The organism is Streptomyces sp. NPDC093260 (assembly GCF_040683715.1).
GTDB classification, from domain to species: Bacteria; Actinomycetota; Actinomycetes; order Streptomycetales; family Streptomycetaceae; genus Streptomyces; species Streptomyces sennicomposti.
The window spans coordinates 40,041-56,062 of the sequence record NZ_JBFBEK010000003.1 but is presented as its reverse complement, the minus strand read 5'-3'; the positions used below and the strand labels follow the sequence as shown (position 1 = coordinate 56,062).

21 protein-coding genes are annotated in these 16,022 nt (G+C 72.2%); 6 read left to right on the top strand and 15 right to left on the bottom strand.

Annotation, left to right across the window (positions count from 1 at the left end):
• Positions 1-86 precede the first annotated feature (86 nt).
• Positions 87-275: a hypothetical protein gene (locus AB0N63_RS04495; protein ID WP_164391339.1), complete on the top strand. Its 189-nt coding sequence runs from the start codon at positions 87-89 to the stop codon at positions 273-275.
• A 460-nt stretch (positions 276-735) separates the two neighbouring features.
• Here the strand turns inward: AB0N63_RS04495 and AB0N63_RS04490 are convergent, their stop codons facing one another.
• Together AB0N63_RS04490 and AB0N63_RS04485 are read right to left on the bottom strand one after the other, a co-directional pair.
• A complete protein-coding gene (locus AB0N63_RS04490) occupies positions 736-1,995 on the bottom strand; it encodes a GNAT family N-acetyltransferase (RefSeq protein ID WP_365523961.1) in 1,260 nt (419 codons plus the stop codon).
• Between the two features lie 107 nt (positions 1,996-2,102).
• Positions 2,103-2,900 carry an ABC transporter permease gene (locus AB0N63_RS04485; RefSeq protein ID WP_365523958.1) on the bottom strand — a complete coding sequence of 266 codons (798 nt, stop codon included), beginning with the start codon at positions 2,898-2,900 and terminating at the stop codon, positions 2,103-2,105.
• 180 nt (positions 2,901-3,080) lie between these two features.
• Here AB0N63_RS04485 and dtd point away from each other — a divergent pair, with 180 nt between their 5' ends.
• Entirely contained in the window at positions 3,081-3,506 is a 426-nt protein-coding gene (dtd, locus tag AB0N63_RS04480) for a D-aminoacyl-tRNA deacylase (RefSeq protein WP_365523955.1), read from the top strand.
• Positions 3,507-3,563: 57 nt separating this feature from the next.
• Here the strand turns inward: dtd and AB0N63_RS04475 are convergent, their stop codons facing one another.
• From AB0N63_RS04475 to AB0N63_RS04455, 5 genes are all read right to left on the bottom strand, one after another.
• The gene (locus AB0N63_RS04475) at positions 3,564-4,529 is read right to left on the bottom strand and encodes a folate-binding protein (protein ID WP_365523952.1); all 966 of its coding nucleotides are present in this window, start codon (positions 4,527-4,529) and stop codon (positions 3,564-3,566) included.
• 9 nt (positions 4,530-4,538) lie between these two features.
• Positions 4,539-4,976, bottom strand: coding sequence for a transcriptional repressor (locus AB0N63_RS04470; protein WP_009189351.1), 438 nt, complete (start codon positions 4,974-4,976; stop codon positions 4,539-4,541).
• Between the two features lie 75 nt (positions 4,977-5,051).
• Positions 5,052-5,627, bottom strand: a complete 576-nt coding sequence (locus AB0N63_RS04465; RefSeq protein WP_365523949.1) for an FABP family protein — start codon at positions 5,625-5,627, stop codon at positions 5,052-5,054.
• Between the two features lie 226 nt (positions 5,628-5,853).
• The gene (locus AB0N63_RS04460; protein WP_365523946.1) at positions 5,854-6,219 is read right to left on the bottom strand and encodes a DUF397 domain-containing protein; all 366 of its coding nucleotides are present in this window, start codon (positions 6,217-6,219) and stop codon (positions 5,854-5,856) included.
• Positions 6,201-7,043: a helix-turn-helix transcriptional regulator gene (locus AB0N63_RS04455; RefSeq protein WP_365523943.1), complete on the bottom strand. Its 843-nt coding sequence runs from the start codon at positions 7,041-7,043 to the stop codon at positions 6,201-6,203. The genes AB0N63_RS04460 and AB0N63_RS04455 overlap by 19 nt, the downstream gene beginning before the upstream one ends.
• Positions 7,044-7,229: 186 nt before the next feature.
• Between AB0N63_RS04455 and AB0N63_RS04450 the strand changes: the two genes are divergently transcribed.
• Positions 7,230-7,634 (top strand): hypothetical protein, encoded by a 405-nt coding sequence (locus AB0N63_RS04450; protein ID WP_365523940.1) that lies wholly within the window; start codon positions 7,230-7,232, stop codon positions 7,632-7,634.
• Between the two features lie 136 nt (positions 7,635-7,770).
• Positions 7,771-8,133 (top strand): DsrE family protein, encoded by a 363-nt coding sequence (locus AB0N63_RS04445; RefSeq protein ID WP_365523937.1) that lies wholly within the window; start codon positions 7,771-7,773, stop codon positions 8,131-8,133.
• 13 nt (positions 8,134-8,146) lie between these two features.
• Here AB0N63_RS04445 and AB0N63_RS04440 read toward each other — a convergent pair whose 3' ends face one another.
• The 8 genes from AB0N63_RS04440 to AB0N63_RS04405 all read right to left on the bottom strand — a co-directional run bounded on the left by AB0N63_RS04440 (position 8,147) and on the right by AB0N63_RS04405 (position 13,733).
• On the bottom strand, positions 8,147-8,404 hold the full coding sequence (locus AB0N63_RS04440; protein WP_365523934.1) for a DUF3099 domain-containing protein: 258 nt from the start codon (positions 8,402-8,404) through the stop codon (positions 8,147-8,149).
• Between the two features lie 135 nt (positions 8,405-8,539).
• Positions 8,540-8,827, bottom strand: coding sequence for a DUF1416 domain-containing protein (locus tag AB0N63_RS04435; RefSeq protein WP_009189358.1), 288 nt, complete (start codon positions 8,825-8,827; stop codon positions 8,540-8,542).
• Positions 8,828-8,873: 46 nt separating this feature from the next.
• Positions 8,874-9,719 carry a sulfurtransferase gene (locus AB0N63_RS04430; RefSeq protein ID WP_009189359.1) on the bottom strand — a complete coding sequence of 282 codons (846 nt, stop codon included), beginning with the start codon at positions 9,717-9,719 and terminating at the stop codon, positions 8,874-8,876.
• 145 nt (positions 9,720-9,864) lie between these two features.
• Positions 9,865-9,945, bottom strand: a complete 81-nt coding sequence (locus AB0N63_RS04425) for a putative leader peptide (protein WP_351515640.1) — start codon at positions 9,943-9,945, stop codon at positions 9,865-9,867.
• A 250-nt stretch (positions 9,946-10,195) separates the two neighbouring features.
• The gene (locus AB0N63_RS04420; RefSeq protein WP_365523931.1) at positions 10,196-10,921 is read right to left on the bottom strand and encodes a DUF2993 domain-containing protein; all 726 of its coding nucleotides are present in this window, start codon (positions 10,919-10,921) and stop codon (positions 10,196-10,198) included.
• Positions 10,922-11,104: 183 nt separating this feature from the next.
• Complete coding sequence (locus AB0N63_RS04415) at positions 11,105-12,424, bottom strand: hypothetical protein (RefSeq protein WP_365523928.1); 1,320 nt, start codon at positions 12,422-12,424, stop codon at positions 11,105-11,107.
• 2 nt (positions 12,425-12,426) lie between these two features.
• Positions 12,427-12,681 carry a MoaD/ThiS family protein gene (locus tag AB0N63_RS04410; protein WP_365523925.1) on the bottom strand — a complete coding sequence of 85 codons (255 nt, stop codon included), beginning with the start codon at positions 12,679-12,681 and terminating at the stop codon, positions 12,427-12,429.
• Between the two features lie 59 nt (positions 12,682-12,740).
• A complete protein-coding gene (locus AB0N63_RS04405; RefSeq protein WP_365523922.1) occupies positions 12,741-13,733 on the bottom strand; it encodes an alpha/beta fold hydrolase in 993 nt (330 codons plus the stop codon).
• A gap of 303 nt (positions 13,734-14,036) precedes the next feature.
• On the opposite strand from AB0N63_RS04405, the gene AB0N63_RS04400 reads away from it, so the two are divergent.
• A complete protein-coding gene (locus AB0N63_RS04400; protein ID WP_365523919.1) occupies positions 14,037-14,858 on the top strand; it encodes a response regulator transcription factor in 822 nt (273 codons plus the stop codon).
• Positions 14,859-14,943: 85 nt separating this feature from the next.
• Entirely contained in the window at positions 14,944-15,966 is a 1,023-nt protein-coding gene (locus tag AB0N63_RS04395) for a LacI family DNA-binding transcriptional regulator (RefSeq protein ID WP_365523917.1), read from the top strand.
• Positions 15,967-16,022 lie beyond the last annotated feature (56 nt).

Here is a 16,022-nt window from a genome sequence, read left to right as displayed (position 1 = left end):
CTCGGTTCAGTTGGCGGAGAGTTCAGCTCCTCGCCCGCCAAGTGCTCCGTCCCGTTCCGCACACGCACATCCGAAGGGGGAAAACCGTGCTCGCTCCCGCTCTCCTGTCCGCCCTCTCCGCCGCCGGCCTCGAACAGATCGTCCAGTGGAAGTACGGCACGTGGGGCTTCGTCGGACTGCTGCTGCTCTCCGTCGGCGTCAAGGCCCGCAACCCGGCCGTGGGTTTCGCCGGGGCGGTGGTGCTGCTGACCCTGTTCGCCGGGTCGGTGCGGTGACCTTGGCCGGTTCCGGCCCCCGGGTCACGGCCCGCGGGGCGGTTCACCGGGGAAGCGGGCAGGCCGGCGGGAAGCAGGGAGCAACTTCCCGCCATCCTGAGGAAGTTCACCGCAAGGTGGTTATGCGGCCCGCCCAAGTGGAGATAAGAAAGAAGGAAGTTGGTAGCCAACTTGGACGACATGGTTCAGACCTTCGTCGGTTGGCCACCAGGGTGACAGACGAGACGCCGCAGGACCAGGTTCCTCTCCTGGAGGGGAGCCGGGAACCCGGTCCGCACCGGCACGACCCGCACAGCCACAACCGAACACCGACAACCGAACAGCGGGCACAGCCACAACCGAAGACCGTCACCACGCACCGCCACAACAGAACAGCACCACTCGCCGTACCGGCACCACCGCTGCGGCAGCACGCTACGGATTCGTCATCCCTGTCACCGCCGGAGGCAGGAAGGAGCGATCAGAAGATGTCCGGGCACCACGGCCGCCTGGACGTACGCAGCAGGGCGTCGGCCACACGGGCGGCGCCCGCTCGTTCTTCCCGCACCCGGCCGAGCGCCACGAGCCGCACCGCCGACTCGTCGCCGAGCCACAGCGGCGCCACCTCGCGCACGTCCAGCGTCAGATCGGCGCTCGCGGTCGTCGGCGTGCAGGACGCCCCGGCCGTCGAGGCCTCCAGCCGCCAGCGCCCGCCGGCCAGCCCGGCCCCGTCCACGACCTCCAGCACCAGCGCGCCCTCCGCGTCGTAGGTACGCGCCTCCAAGGCCCGGGCGACGTCGAGGATGCGCACCCACAGCCAGTCCGCCTGCGTGGTGATCTGCGCCGCGCGCGGGTCCGGCAGGAGCAGCGGGAGCATGTCGTCGGGGGCCCGCCAGCCGCTCTTGACCCGCACCACCCAGTCGATCGAGCACACGTACCGCCACAGGGCGCGCTCGGCGGCCGGGGTCACCGCGATCAGGTCCCGCACCGTGGCCGTGTTCAACGGCTGCTTGGCGTCGCCCCAGGTGTCGTCGCACGCGTACGTCACCAGGCCGTCGACCGTGCCGTCCGCCGCGCGGTGGACGGCGTAGAAGGGTTCGGTCCACTGCTGCCGGTCCAGGCGCACCGCACCGGTGCTGATCTGCCACCACCGGTCGCTCCTGTCGACCGCGCCGGGCTGGAGGCGGCGCAGCCGCTCGAACAGCTCGGGACCGAGCTTGCGCACGTCGTCACCGTCCACGAGGTCGATCCGGCCGCCGTCCTCGGGGGCCGGCCGGCGCGCGTCGAGACCGGCCCGGGTCAGGTCCACCGTCCACTGGGCGGCCCAGGTGGCGGGGCCGAAGCCGAAGCGGCCGTAGATCGGGTACTCGGCGGCGATCAGGGTGGCGGCGACGTCGCCGCGCTCCTTCGCCGCAGCCAGGTCCTGGCCCATCATCCGGGTCAGCAGGCCGCGGCGGCGGTGGGTGGCGGTGACGGTGACGCTGGTGACGGCGGCGGTGGGGACGGTCGCGCCCCCGACGACGGTCAGCTGCTGCGCGAAGGAGCGGAACGTCGCCACACAGCGGCCGTCGTCGAACGCGCCGAGGGTGCGCGCGGGCACCAGGTAGGACGAGCGGTCGGCGATCTCGGTCTCGGCGACGGCCGGGGACCGCAGGAAGCCGGTGTTCAGCGCGCGGATCCAGTCGGGGATCTCGGTCTCGGTGATGGGTCGTACGTCGATGCGGGGGTGGGCGCCAGTCATGGCCCCGACGCTAGGCGGAGGCGGGCGGGGGTGTCGCGGGGTTTTCCGGGGGCCGCACCGCCCGTACCTTCGCGTGCCGTCGTGGCCGGGCGGCGGCTGCCGCCGGTTCAGGTCAGCAGGTCGTCCACCTGGGCCTCGCCGTCGCGGTAGCGGCGGGCGATCTCCGCGCTGCACTCGTCCGCCGTGCGCTGGAGCCGCTGCCTGCGGCGGGACACCTGCTGCTCGTACCGCACCAACCGGCCCATGGCCGCGCGGAGTTCCAGATCGGTGCGGGCGTCCAGGTCGGACAGCTCGACCTCGCCGAGCATCTCCGCGGCCAGCCGCCGCACCTCCTCGCTCTGCGGGGTGCCGAGGGTGACGTGCCGGGCGGAGGAGCGCTGCCGGGCGGGCGCGTCCTTCAGGATCTCCGCGAGCCGGTCCACGACGGGACCCTGCCCGGCGTGCACGACGGAGGTGAGCCCCGCCCCGGCCGCCCCGGACCCGGGCGCGCCCTCCGGCCCGTCCCCGGTCCCGCTCCCGCCGCCGGTCCCGGAGGCGGGAGCGGCGCTCTTACCGGCCTGCGCGCCGCGCCGGGCCAGTTCCGCGCGCAGGATGTCGATCCGGCCCTGGAGCAGCCGCCGTACATAGCTGAGGTCGGCCTCGTCGCGCTGCGCCCGCCGGCGCAGGGCGCGCAGCTCGGGCAGGCTGGCGGCGGTGAGGTCGGGCTCGGCGGCGTCGGCGGCCGGCAGCGGGTCCGCGGCCGGTGCCGCCTCCGCGAGCGGGGCCGATCCGGCGACCGTCGGTTCGGACGGCAGCGGCGGGCTGTCGGTGCGCTGCACCGGCGGCCGGTGGGCCTCCGCGACCGCCGCGTGGAGCGGCGAAAGCGCTCCGGGCTGCGCCTGCTGCTCGGTACTCGATGTGCTCATGAGCCTCAACCGTCCCCTCGACCGGCGCGTACGGAAGCATCGTGCCACCCCAAGCGGCCCGTATGTGAACGAGTGCGCCCGATCACCCCCAGATGGGGGGTTACGGATCAGAAAGAAGCACGATATGGACGCACCGGCCCGCCGGGGGAGCGCGTCCGGTCGCGCGGCATCATGGTCGGCATGCGTGCAGTGGTGCAGAGGGTGGACGGCGCGAGCGTCGTCGTGGACGGCGAGACGGTGGGGGCGATCGAGGGCGAGGGGCTGTGCGTCCTGGTCGGGGTCACCCACGAGGACACCAAGGAGAAGGCGGCGCAGCTCGCCCGCAAGCTGTGGTCGATCCGGATGCTGAGCGAGGAGCGCTCGTGCAGCGACGTCGACGCCCCGCTGCTGGTGATCAGCCAGTTCACGCTGTACGGCGACGCCCGCAAGGGCCGCCGCCCCACCTGGAACGCGGCGGCGCCCGGCGAGGTCGCCGAGCCGCTCGTCGAGGAGGTGGTCGCGCGGCTGCGGGCACTCGGCGCGACGGTGGCGACGGGCCGGTTCGGCGCGCAGATGCGGGTGTCGCTGACGAACGACGGCCCGTTCACCGTGCTGCTGGAGTTGTGAGCGCCGTACGGCCGGCGCCTCGCGAAGAGAGGCGCCGGCCGTACGCACGTGTGAGTCCTACGGCTCCACGACGGTCTCCTGGGCCGCCGCCGTGTCGCCGGCCGTGAGCCGGGCGTCCACCGGGACGTTGCGCTTGATCACGGCGAGGGCGACCGGGCCCAGCTCGTAGTGCCGGACCGAGGTCGTGACGACGCCGATCCTGCGGCCGTCGGGACCCTCGTCGGCGAGGCGGATCTCCGTGCCGTGCGGCGGCAGGTGCACGTCGCTGCCGTCCAGGTGCAGGAAGACCAGGCGGCGCGGCGGCTTGCCGAGGTTCTGCACCCGGGCGACGGTCTCCTGGCCGCGGTAGCAGCCCTTCTGGAGGTGCACGGCGGTGCCGATCCAGCCCAGCTCGTGCGGGATGGTGCGGTGGTCGGTCTCGAAACCGAGGCGGGGGCGGTGCTGCTCGACGCGCAGGGCCTCGTGGGCGAGGAGCCCGGCGGGCGGTCCGGCCTTCTCGGCGTACGCCTCCAGGTCGGCCCGGGGCAGGAACAGGTCGCGGCCGTGCGCGGTCTCCCGGACGACGACGCCGTCGGGGACCTCGGCGATGGAGCCGGCCGGCAGGTGCACGACGGCGAAGTCGGCGGTGCGGTCGGCGACCTCGACCCGGTAGAAGAACTTCATGGACTCCAGGTAGGCGATCAGCGTCTCCTGGGTGCCGGGTTCCACGTGCGCCCAGACCGTCTCGCCGTCGTCCACGAGGTAGAGCGCGTGTTCGATGTGGCCGTGCGCGGAAAGGATCAGCGCCTCGGTGGCCCGGCCGGCGGGCAGCTCGCTGACGTGCTGGGTGAGCAGCAGGTGCAGCCAGCTCAGCCGGTCCTCGCCGGAGACGGTGACGACGCCTCGGTGGGACAGGTCGACGAAGCCGGTGCCGTCCGCGAGGGCGCGCTGCTCGCGGAACAGGTCGCCGTAGTGGGCGGCGACGCCTTCGTCCACGCCCTCGGCGGCGACGGCGCCGGGCAGCGACAGCAGGGGGCTCTTCATACGGCCAGCCTACGACGTGGTAGTTGAACTCTTCAGCGTGCAGTCCTCGCACCGGCCGAAGATCGCGAAGTGCTTCATGTCGGTGTCGAACCCGAACTGCTCGCGCAGCTTGGCGGTGAACTCGGCGGCCACCTCGACATCGGCCTCGATGACGTTCTCGCAGTCCCGGCAGACCAGGTGCAGGTGGTGGTGGCGGTCGGCGAGGTGGTAGGTGGGGGCGCCGTGGCCGAGGTGGGCGTGGCTGACCAGGCCCAGTTCCTCCAGCAGCTCCAGGGTCCGGTACACCGTGGAGATGTTGACCCCCGAGGCGGTCTTGCGCACCTCGCCCAGGATGTCGTCGGGGGTCGCGTGCTCCAGGGTGTCCACCGCTTCGAGCACGAGTTGCCGCTGCGGCGTCAGCCGGTAGCCGCGCTGCCTGAGGTCGCTCTTCCAGTCGGTGCTCACCACACCCCAGAGTCTAGGACCACCGGAGGGCGGGTACGCGAAGAGCGACCACTCGGACGGCGACTGTCCGGGCAGCGGCTACTTGAAGAAGGCGATGCCGTCGTCCGGCAGGTCGTCCGGGAGGGCCTTGGCCCAGCGCTCGACCTCCTCGGGGGTGACGACCTTCTTGAGGTGCGCGGACATGTAGGGGCGCAGTTCGACCTCGGGGGTCTGCTTCTCGCCGACCCACATGAGGTCGCTCTTGACGTAGCCGTACAGCCGCTTGCCGCCGGTGTAGGGGGCGGAGTCGGCGGTACGCGCGACGGCGTCGGTGACCAGGTCGATCTGCGGCTTCTTGTCGGCCATCTCGCCGTACCAGATCTCGATGACGCCGTCGTCGCGGGTCATCGTCACCTCGACCTTGCGGTCGGGGCCGATCCGCCAGAAGCCGGACTCGGTCTCCAGCGGGCGCACCTTGTTGCCGTCGTTGTCCAGCACCCAGGTACGGGAGTGGTACTCCAGGAAGTCCCGGCCGTCGTGGGAGAAGGTGACTTCCTGGCCGAAGTTGCACTTCTCGGAGCCCGGGAAGTCGTGCACACCGGCACCGGCCCAGTCGCCCAGCAGGAAGGCGAGGGGTACCAGGTCCTTGTGGAGGTCGGACGGGATCTCGATCATGAGCGGCGGTTCCTGTTCGGGGTCAGCGCTGGCCCTGGTACAGCTTCTTCACGGTCAGGTAGGCGAAGGCGAGGACGCCGACGCAGACCAGGACCAGCAGGGTTTCGAAGAAGATCTCCACGGTTGCTCCTTGTCGAGCGCGGTGCGGTACGTGCGTACGCAGAGGGCCGGTGCCCAGCTTAGTCGGCCGGGCTCCGGCCCTCTCTACGAGGTGCGCCGTGCGGGGTCAGCCCCGCGGCCCGCCGTCCTTCACCCCGCTCACGAACCGGTTCCAGACCCCGGCGGGGAAGAGGAGCGCTCCGCGGGCGGGGTCCTTGCTGTCCCGGACGGGGACGACGGAGGGGAGGTTGTCGGCGACTTCGAGGCAGTTGCCGCCGTCCTGGTTGCTGTAGCTGCTCTTACGCCACTCGGCGGCGTTCAGGAAGTCGTCGGAGACCTCGACGCAGGCCCCGCCGTCCTGATTGCTGTAGCTGCTCTTGCGCCACTCGGCGGTGTTCAGGAGGTCGTCAGAGACCTCGACGCAGTTGCCGCCGTCCGAGTTGCTGTAGCTGCTCTTGCGCCATGTCACGCTGGTCAGGTCGATGGCTCGCACGGCAGTTCCTCCAACGTCCGCAAGATCAGTTTCCGCGACTCCGCCGAGTTCAGCACCGAGTCACGTACGGCATCATAGGTGCGGTGCAAGTGCTCAACCTTGCTTGTTTCTTCGATCAATTCACCTCGTACGTCGTTCTCCGCGTAGGCCACGGTACGACCGTCCAACAAACGCAGGAACATGGTGTCTGTGCTGTCCATGCCGTGCAGGCCTGTACCGAAGGGCAGGACGTGGAGGGTGATGTTCGGACGCTCTGACGCATCCACCAAGTGCTCCAACTGCTCGCGCCACTCATAGGGGTCACGCAGTGAATTGCGGAGCACGGTCTCGGAGAGGATCACCCGGAACGGTGGCGCTCCATCGCCCTCGACTACGCTTCTCCGCCCAATGCGTGCCTCTACTTGCTGGTCCAGTTCCTTCCCTCTGAGTCCGCCAGCCTCAAGCGCTTCACGCGCGTAAGCGGCAGTCTGGAGAAGCCCCGGCGGCCTGCTCACCGAGTACTGCCACAGACTCACCGCTTCCGCCTCCAGCAGCATGTACCGCCGGTACTGCTCCTTGAACTGCGACGGGTCGCCCACCGCCAGTTCCCACAGGGCCAGCAGCAGGCCCGGCGTCTCGTAGTACTGGTCGAGTGCCTGAACCACCTCAGGGCTTCCCAGCGTGTGGCCGTTCTCCATCTTGCCGAACAGGGACCAGTCCCAGCCGACCTTGTCGCCCAGCTCGCGCAGCGAATCCCCCTTCGCCGCCCGCAGTGACCGCAACTCCTCCGTGAACCGCTGCCTCGGTTCCTGGCTCCGGCCCGTGATCACCCGCCTCGGCGGCATCGCACCCTCCGTCCCCTCCACGCCCATCGCTGTGGAATTTGTGGAACTAACACTCCCGGGCGACGAAGAACCGCTCGTCAACGGTGTGCCGCCCCCGTAGCCGGGCCATCCTCGATACAGCCCACACCACGCAGAGTAGTGCAACTGTCTCATTCCGTATAGAAGTTGGATGAATGGAGCGAAATCATGAGGGCGGAGTCCGCAGCATCCTTCGAACCCGGAGTACTCCTCTACGACCCGGCCCGCGCCGCGGTCGGCGAGTACCGGGACCGCTCTGGCCCCTACGCCCTGCTCCGGCCCGTCGGCGGTGGCCGTGAGTGGCAGGCCGACCCGGCGGCGCTGCGGCCCGCGACGCCCGAGGAGCGCCTCACCGCGGGCGTCCGCGCGGCCAACGACCGCACCCGGGCGGCGCGGGCGGGGGCCGCCGGCCCGGAGGCCCCCACCCGCCCGCCGCTGCCCGTGCGCGGCTGCGCGGTCTGCGAGGCGCTGGACGCGGAACGGCACATCGCCCGCGCGGAGGGCGACGGCAGCGCGGAGACGGACGCGAACGTCCTGCTGCGCCGCCACCGGCGGCAGGAGCACGACGGATGACGCGCGGCCGCCCGCACCGCCGCGGTCGCGGGCGCGGCGGCCGGCACCGCCGCGACGGCGCCTTCTGGTCCGGCCTGCTCGCCCTCCTCTGCCTCGCCAGTCTCCTGGCCGCCGTGGCGGCGGCTACGCTTCCGGCATGGCGAAGAAGCTCGTGATCAAGGTGACGGCGGGGGCGGACGCGCCCGAGCGGTGCTCGCAGGCGTTCACGGTCGCGGCGGTGGCCGTGGCCAGCGGCGTGGACGTCTCGCTGTGGCTGACCGGGGAGTCGTCCTGGTTCGCGCTGCCCGGCCGCGCCGCCGAGTTCGAGCTGCCGCACGCGGCCCCGCTGCCCGATCTGATCGACTCGATCCTCGCGGCCGGCCGCATCACCCTGTGCACGCAGTGCGCGGCCCGGCGCGACATCACGGAGCAGGACGTGCTGGAGGGCGTGCGGATCGCGGGGGCGCAGGTCTTCGTGCAGGAGGCGCTGGGCGAGGAGACGCAGGCGCTCGTCTACTGAGCCGGCGCCCGCGTCAGTGGCGTCTCTTTCCGTCCAGCTCGTCCCACCACTCGTCGGACTTCGGGTCGCCGGACGGGTCGTCCCACCAGCGGTCGTCGGGGCCGCGGCGGTTGGCGACGATGGCGGCCACCGGCGGGATCACCATGGCGAACAGGCACATGCCGACCGCCGCGGGCACCGACCAGATGCGCACCACGCCCCAGGCCAGGACGAACAGCGTGACGCAGGTGCCCATCATGGCGAAGTACTGATGCCGCCGACGTGCGTACATGACTCCAGAGTAGGGCGGCGGCCCCGGGGCGGGCATGCCGAAGGGCCGCACCCCAGGCGTCCAACCCGAGGGGTGCGGCCCTTCCGCGCTCAGTGCGGTGGACCGGGGCCTTGGACCACGGTCCGGACCGCGGTCTCAGACCGCGATCGCGACCTCCGCGAGGCCGCCCTTCTGGGCCACGACCGTGCGGTCGGCGGTGCCGCCGGGGACCAGTGCCCGGACGGTCCAGGTGCCCTCGGCCGCGTAGAACCGGAACTGGCCGGTGGCGGAGGTGGGGACCTCCGCGGTGAACTCGCCGGTCGAGTCCAGCAGGCGGACGTACCCCGTCACGGGCTCGCCGTCGCGGGTCACCTGGCCCTGGATCGTCGTCTCACCGGGCTTGATCGTCGAGGCGTCGGGGCCGCCGGCCTTCGCTCCGCACATGTCGTACTCCTGTTGAGGGGTCTTGGGGGTCGGTCGGGTCGGGGGACTACTTGCCGGAGCCCAGCTCGATCGGCACGCCCACGAGGGAGCCGTACTCGGTCCAGGAGCCGTCGTAGTTCTTGACGTTCGGCACGCCGAGCAGCTCGTGCAGCACGAACCAGGTCAGCGCGGAGCGCTCACCGATGCGGCAGTAGGCGATGGTGTCCTTGGCCAGGTCGACGTTCTCCTCGGCGTAGAGCTTCTTCAGCTCCTCGTCCGACTTGAAGGTGCCGTCGTCGTTGGCGTTCTTCGACCACGGGATGTTCGCGGCGGACGGGACGTGGCCCGGGCGCTGCGACTGCTCCTGCGGCAGGTGGGCCGGGGCGAGCAGCTTGCCGGAGAACTCGTCGGGCGAACGGACGTCGACCAGGTTCTGCACGCCGATGGCCTTGACCACGTCGTCGCGGAAGGCGCGGATCGAGGTGTCCTGCGGCTTGGCCTTGTACTCGGTCTTCGGGCGCTCGGGGACGTCGGTGCCGTCGACCAGCTCGCGGGCGTCCAGCTCCCACTTCTTGCGGCCGCCGTCGAGGAGCTTGACGTTCTCGTGGCCGTACAGCTTGAAGTACCAGTAGGCGTAGGACGCGAACCAGTTGTTGTTGCCGCCGTACAGGACCACGGTGTGGTCGTTGGCGATGCCCTTCTCCGACAGCAGCTTCTCGAAGCCGGCCTGGTCGACGAAGTCGCGGCGGACGGGGTCCTGGAGGTCCTTCGTCCAGTCGATGCGGATGGCGTTCTTGATGTGGTTCTTGTCGTACGCGGACGTGTCCTCGTCCACCTCGACGATGGCGATGCTCGGGTCGTCCAGGTGCTCCTGGACCCAGTCGGCGTCGACCAGTACGTCGCTGCGGCTCATGCTCTGTCTCCTCCGGGGCAGTTACGGCGGGGCGTGCGAGTGCGAGGGGCGCGCGCGGGCACGGACCGGCGTCGGTGTGCGTGGCGCGCGGACGGCCCCGGATCGGGCGGCGGGGCCGGCGGGGATGCGGAGGCGGAGCCCCCGCTCAGAAAGAGCGACAGAGCATGGCGGCAACGCGGCACAGGTCCACTGCCCGCCGCTTCGTGAGATCCGCCTGTCGCTTCATGGTGACGATCGTAGGGAGGGACAGGCGGCCATGTCACCGGCGTGTCGCATGATGAGACGGGATCGTCCGGATGGTGGGACCGGATTGCTCCGGGAGGGCGTGCCGCGGCCGCCCTCGACGCCGCCGGGCCCCGGTGACGGCCTGCGCATCTGCCGTGCGGACGAGGACGTCTCGCCTGTCGGACCATCGGTCTGCCGTCCGGTGGACGGCGGTGTCCGCGCGGGCGCCGGGCCGGCGGACACCAGGCCTGCTACCCGGCCAGCTTGACGTTCGAACCCTTCACCGCGATCTCGACGCCGTCCGACGCCGCCCGCACCGAGTCGAGCTGGATGCCGCCGGGCAGCTGGTCGATGGCCTGCTGGAAGTCGGTGATCGAACGGACCCGGTCCTCGGCCAGGCTCAGACCGCCGAACTTGGGCAGGCCGTCGGCCGTGACCTTCATCCTGTTGCCGTGGACGGCCACCGAACTCAGCACGTAGACCGGCTGGGGCAGCACCGAGACCTTGAGGGCGACCTTGATCTTGCCGTTGCCGCCGTCGGACAGGCCGATCACCTGCGTGGTGACGCCGGGCAGCAGCTGCGTCGGCTCCGACCTGGCCGTCTTCAGCAACTCGCTGTAGGAGATGGTCGCCGTGCCGGTGGCGCTGGCAGCGGTGGCCGAGCTGTAGTCGCCGGAGAACGTCACGTCCCGCATGTCGGCCTTCAGATCGTCGATGCGGATCTTCTGGCCGTCCTTGCCGGTGTCCGCCTCGTAGGTCTTGATGCCGACCTCGACGTCGTCCAGCTCGCCACCCGCCACCTGGGTGAGGAAGGGGAAGCCCTTGATGGACACGTCGGGGGTCTCGGCCAGGTTCTGCGTGGTCCTGAGCTTGTCCGCCGCCTGGTCCTCCGCGAAGTACACCGCGACGCGGTCGACCACGACGAACAGCACTCCCAGGATCACGACGACGATCAGAAGGACTCGCAGCGCGCGCATCCGGTGTTCCCCCACTCTGGGTCCCCGGCGACCGGCCGGCCGCCCGCCGCGAGCCTAGCCCCGGCCGTCAACCGGACCGGCGAATTGTCGATCACCTGTGACAGTCACCGCCGATGACCTGCGGCGGTCACCCGGGCCACCCGATGGCCCGGCAACCACCCGGGTCACCCGATGGCCCGGCGGTCACCCGATGGCCCGGCCGAGCACCCACACCACCGGGGCGGCGGCCGTCAGGGGCAGGGCGACGCCGGCGGTGAAGTGGACGAAACGGGACGGGTAGTCGTAGCTGGCCGCGCGGTGGCCGATCAGCGCGCACACCGCCGCGCCCGCGCCGAGCACCGCGCCCTTCGTCCCCAGGTCCGTCATGCCGCCCACCGCGATGCCGGCTCCCGCCGCCGCCAGCAGGGCGACCACGACCGAGGCCGCCGTCGGCAGCGGCAGGGCGCGGGCCAGGACCGCCACGGCGACCGAGACCGCGCCGACCGTGACCGCGTCCGCGCCGCCCGCGAGGTACCCGGTCGCGATGATCGCCAGCGCCGCCGCCGCGACGGTCGCCATCAGGCCGTACATCCGCTCGTCCGGGTCGGCGTGCGAACGCAGCTGGAGGACGAGGGAGAGCAGCACCCACACGCCGAGGGTGCCGAGGATCGCCGCGGGCGCGTGCTCGCGGCCCGCCCCGAGCACCGCCGCGTCGCAGACGAGCGCGCCCGCGAAGCCGAGGGCGATGCCCTGCCGGGCCGGCCACATGCCGTTCAGCCGGAACCAGCCCGCGGCCGTCACGGCCTGGAGCAGCACCAGCGGGACCACCAGCGCGTACGTGCCGACCTGCGCCGCACCGGCCAGCAGCAGCCCCAGCAGCGCGGTGAGCGCGGCGGGCTGCATGCCCGGCTCGATGATCGGCGAACGGCCCTCGGCCCGGGCCCGCTGCGCGTCCGTGACGCGGGCGTTGCCACCGAGGGTGGCGGGGCCGTAGCCGCCGGAGGTGTCGGTGGGGGCCGCGGGGGCCGCCGTGGTCTGCGGGCGGGCCGCCTGGGGCTGCGAGGCCTGCGGCTGCGCGGGGGCGGGCGCGGCAGCGGGGGTCTGGTGGTCCGGGTGGTCCAGCGGGGCCATGTAGGCCGTGGGGGCCGCCGGTTCCGCCGTGGCGTCGATACGGCTGTAGGTCTGGGTCTCCCAGGTCTGCCCCTGCCACTCCTGCGTGTACTGCAGGTCGGCGTGCGGATCGTCGTACGCCTGCTGCTGCCCGGGCCACGCCTGATGCTGGTGGGAGTGCTGCTGCGGCTGCTGTGGCTGGGGGTACTGCTGGGAGTGGTCCTGCGGGTACTGCTGCGCGGGCGCCTGCGGGTGCTGCCCCTGCACGTGCTGCCCCTGCGGGTGCTGCTGGTACTGGTGCTGCTGCCCCTGCGGGTACTGCTGCTGGTACTGCTGTGCGTACGGGTCGTAGCCCTCGTAGGGGCCCGTCCCATACGCGCCCTCCTGCGGCGTCTCATACGGCCGGTCGGTCATGCTCACCCTCCTGCGAACGGCGGGAGCACCTCGACCGTGCCGCCCTCGATCAGCCGTACGGTCTCATGCCCGCGCGTTCCCACCGGATCGCCGTCGACGATGAACGAGCAGCGCAGCAGGACGCGCGCGAGCTCGCCCGGGTGCCGCTCGCGCACGGCGTCGAGCGCCCCGGCGAGCGTCTCCGCCTCGAACGGCTCCTCGGCGACCCCGGCCGCGGCCTTCGCCGCCGCCCAGTAGCGCACCGTGACCTTTGCCATCCCGTTCCTCGAAAGTCGTCGGTCGTCCGGTGGTGAACCGGCCATGGACAGGGGCCAGGCTAGCCCGCCTGTGCGATCGCCCAGAGCGCCATGCGGTCCAGGAGGGTGTCGGGGGCCGCGTTCTCGGCGTGGCCCATGCCGGGCTCCAGCCACAGTTCGGCGTGGTCACCGGCGGCCGCGGCCAGCATGCGCGGGTGGTCGAGCGGGAAGTAGGCGTCCCGGTCGCCGTGCACGATCAGCAGCGGCGCGGGCGCGATCCGGGCGGCCGCCGCCACCGGGGACAGCGGGACCGGGTCCCACTCGCGGTGGTGGATGCGGGTGCGCAGGCCCCAGCGGCCGACCAGGCGGCCGGTGGGACGCATGACGAGCCAGTGCAGGCGGCGCATGGGGGCCGTGCCCCGGTAGTACCAGCGGGCCGGCGCACTCACCGAGATCACGGCGTCCGTGCGCGCCGCGTCCGCCTCCGTTCGCGCCTCCGTCTTCGGACGGCCCGCCGTCCCCGCGTCCGCGCGCCCCGCCGTCCCCGTCCCCGGCTCCGCGCCCGCCGCCTCCCCCGCCGCCGGGCCCTGCTCGCCGCCGGGGCCGTACAGCGCCGCGTGCCGCAGGACCACCGAGCCGCCCATGGAGAAGCCGACGGTCGTCACGCGCGCGTGCCCGAAGCCGCGCGCCCACGCCACCGCCGCGGCCAGGTCCAGCACCTCCCGGTCGCCGACCGTCGAGCGCCCGCCGGAGGCGCCGTGCCCGCGGAAGGAGAAGGTCACCACGGCCCCGTGCCGGGCGAAGGCCCACGCCGCCCGGCGTACGTGCGGCCGGTCCAGATCACCCGTGAAACCGTGCGCGATCACGAACACGTGATCGACGTCAGATGTCCCCGAGGGGTCGCCTGGATGTCCCGCGGCCACCCCCCGCCCGGCCGCCCCGGGCTCGTAGAGGGCGTCGACCGCCACCCCGTCGGCGGTGCGCAGAAACCTCCTGACACGTGTCCGCTGCGCCGCCCCCGGCCCCGGTGCCGTCGTCGAACGCGCCACATGACCTGCCGAATCCCCGCTCATGTCGGCTATTCTGCTCGGAAGAGGACTCGGGCAGCGAAGCCCCCGGGTCCTTTTGTGCTTTCGGGAAGCGTTGTATACGACGCGGGAAACCGCAGGTGTACGGGCGTTCCGGAGGCGCGGTGGCTCTTGGGGCTCCTCCGGGATTCCCGGGATCCGCGGCGGGTCCCAGGGGCGCGGGACCCGCACCACGACGAAGCGACGATGAGTGCCGCAGACGTCCTCGCAGGGACCCGAGGAGGAACCGAACGCCATGGACGAGCGAACCGTGCACGAAGAACGCGTGACCCGGGCAGGTGGGACGCGATGAGTTCTCTGCTGCTGCTGACCAACGCCCTACAGCCGTCGACGGAGGTGCTTCCCGCCCTCGGTCTGCTGCTCCACAACGTACGCGTGGCCCCCGCCGAGGGCCCCGCGCTCGTCGACACGCCGGGCGCCGACGTGATCCTGATCGACGGGCGGCGCGACCTGCCGCAGGTGCGCAGCCTGTGTCAGCTGCTGCGCTCCACCGGGCCGGGCTGTCCGCTGATCCTGGTCGTGACGGAGGGCGGCCTCGCGGCCGTCACCGCCGACTGGGGCATCGACGACGTCCTGCTGGACACGGCCGGCCCCGCCGAGGTGGAGGCCCGGCTGCGGCTGGCGATGGGCCGCCAGCACATCGGCGGCGACGACTCCCCCATGGAGATCCGCAACGGCGACCTCTCCGTGGACGAGGCGACCTACAGCGCCAAGCTCAAGGGCCGGGTGCTGGACCTCACCTTCAAGGAGTTCGAGCTGCTGAAGTACCTCGCGCAGCACCCGGGCCGCGTCTTCACCCGCGCCCAGCTCCTCCAGGAGGTGTGGGGCTACGACTACTTCGGCGGCACCCGCACCGTGGACGTGCACGTACGGCGGCTGCGCGCCAAGCTCGGCCCCGAGCACGAGTCGCTGATCGGCACGGTCCGCAACGTCGGCTACCGGTTCGTCACCCCCGAGAAGGCCGACCGGACGGCGGACGAGGCGAAGGGCAAGGCCAAGCCGAAGGCGGGCCGCGCGGACGGGCCGGACGACGCGAACCGGGGCGAGGCGGACGAGTCCGCGGCCGGCCCGGCTGGCGCGGCGCGCACGGAGGTCTCCGCGGAGGCGTGACGGGCGTACGGCAGGGCGTTGCGCCGCACATCCAAGGCGTGACACGCCCTGCCCGCAGGCGGGTCCATCCGCGTAGACTCCGCGCGTGGCAAAGGTGACTCGGGACGACGTGGCGAGACTGGCGGGGACTTCCACCGCCGTGGTCAGCTACGTCATCAACAACGGACCCCGGCCGGTCGCCCCGGCCACGCGCGAGCGCGTTCTCGCCGCGATCAAGGAACTGGGGTACCGGCCCGACCGGGTGGCGCAGGCGATGGCCTCGCGGCGCACCGACCTCATAGGCCTGATCGTCCCGGACGCCCGCCAGCCCTTCTTCGGGGAGATGGCGCACGCGGTCGAGTGGGCCGCCGCCGAGCGCGGCAAGATGGTTCTCGTCGGCAACTCCGACTACGTCGGCGAGCGCGAGGTCCACTATCTGCGCGCGTTCCTCGGGATGCGCGTCTCCGGGCTCATCCTCGTCTCGCACGCGCTCAACGACCTGGCCGCCGCGGAGATCGACGCCTGGGACGCCCGGGTGGTGCTGCTGCACGAGCGGCCCGAGGCGATCGACGACGTGGCCGTCGTCACCGACGACCTCGGCGGCGCGCAGCTGGCCGTCCGGCACCTGCTGGAGCACGGCTACGAGTACGTCGCCTGCATGGGCGGCACCGCCGACACCCCGGCGGTGGGCGACCCGGTCTCCGACCACGTCGAGGGCTGGCGGCGCGCGATGGCCGAGGCCGGCCTGCCGACCGAGGGCCGGCTGTTCGAGGCCCCGTACAACCGCTACGACGCCTACCGGGTGGGCCTGGAGGTCCTCGCCGGGCCGCACCGGCCGCCGGCGATCTTCTGCTCCACCGACGACCAGGCGATCGGCCTGCTGCGGGCCGCGCGCGAGCTGCGCATCGACGTGCCGGGCGAGCTGGCGGTGGCCGGGTTCGACGACATCAAGGAGGCGGCGCTGGCGGACCCGCCGCTGACGACGGTCGCCTCCGACCGCTCCGCGATGGCCCGCTCCGCGGTGGACCTGGTCCTGGACGACGGCCTGCGCGTCGCGGGCTCCCGCCGCGAGCGGCTGAAGGTGTTCCCGTCGCGGCTGGTGGTACGGAGGTCGTGCGGCTGCGCATAGCGACGCCCTGAGCGGTGGGGGCACGCCCTCGCCGGCCAGGGCCCGCGTGCCGTCCT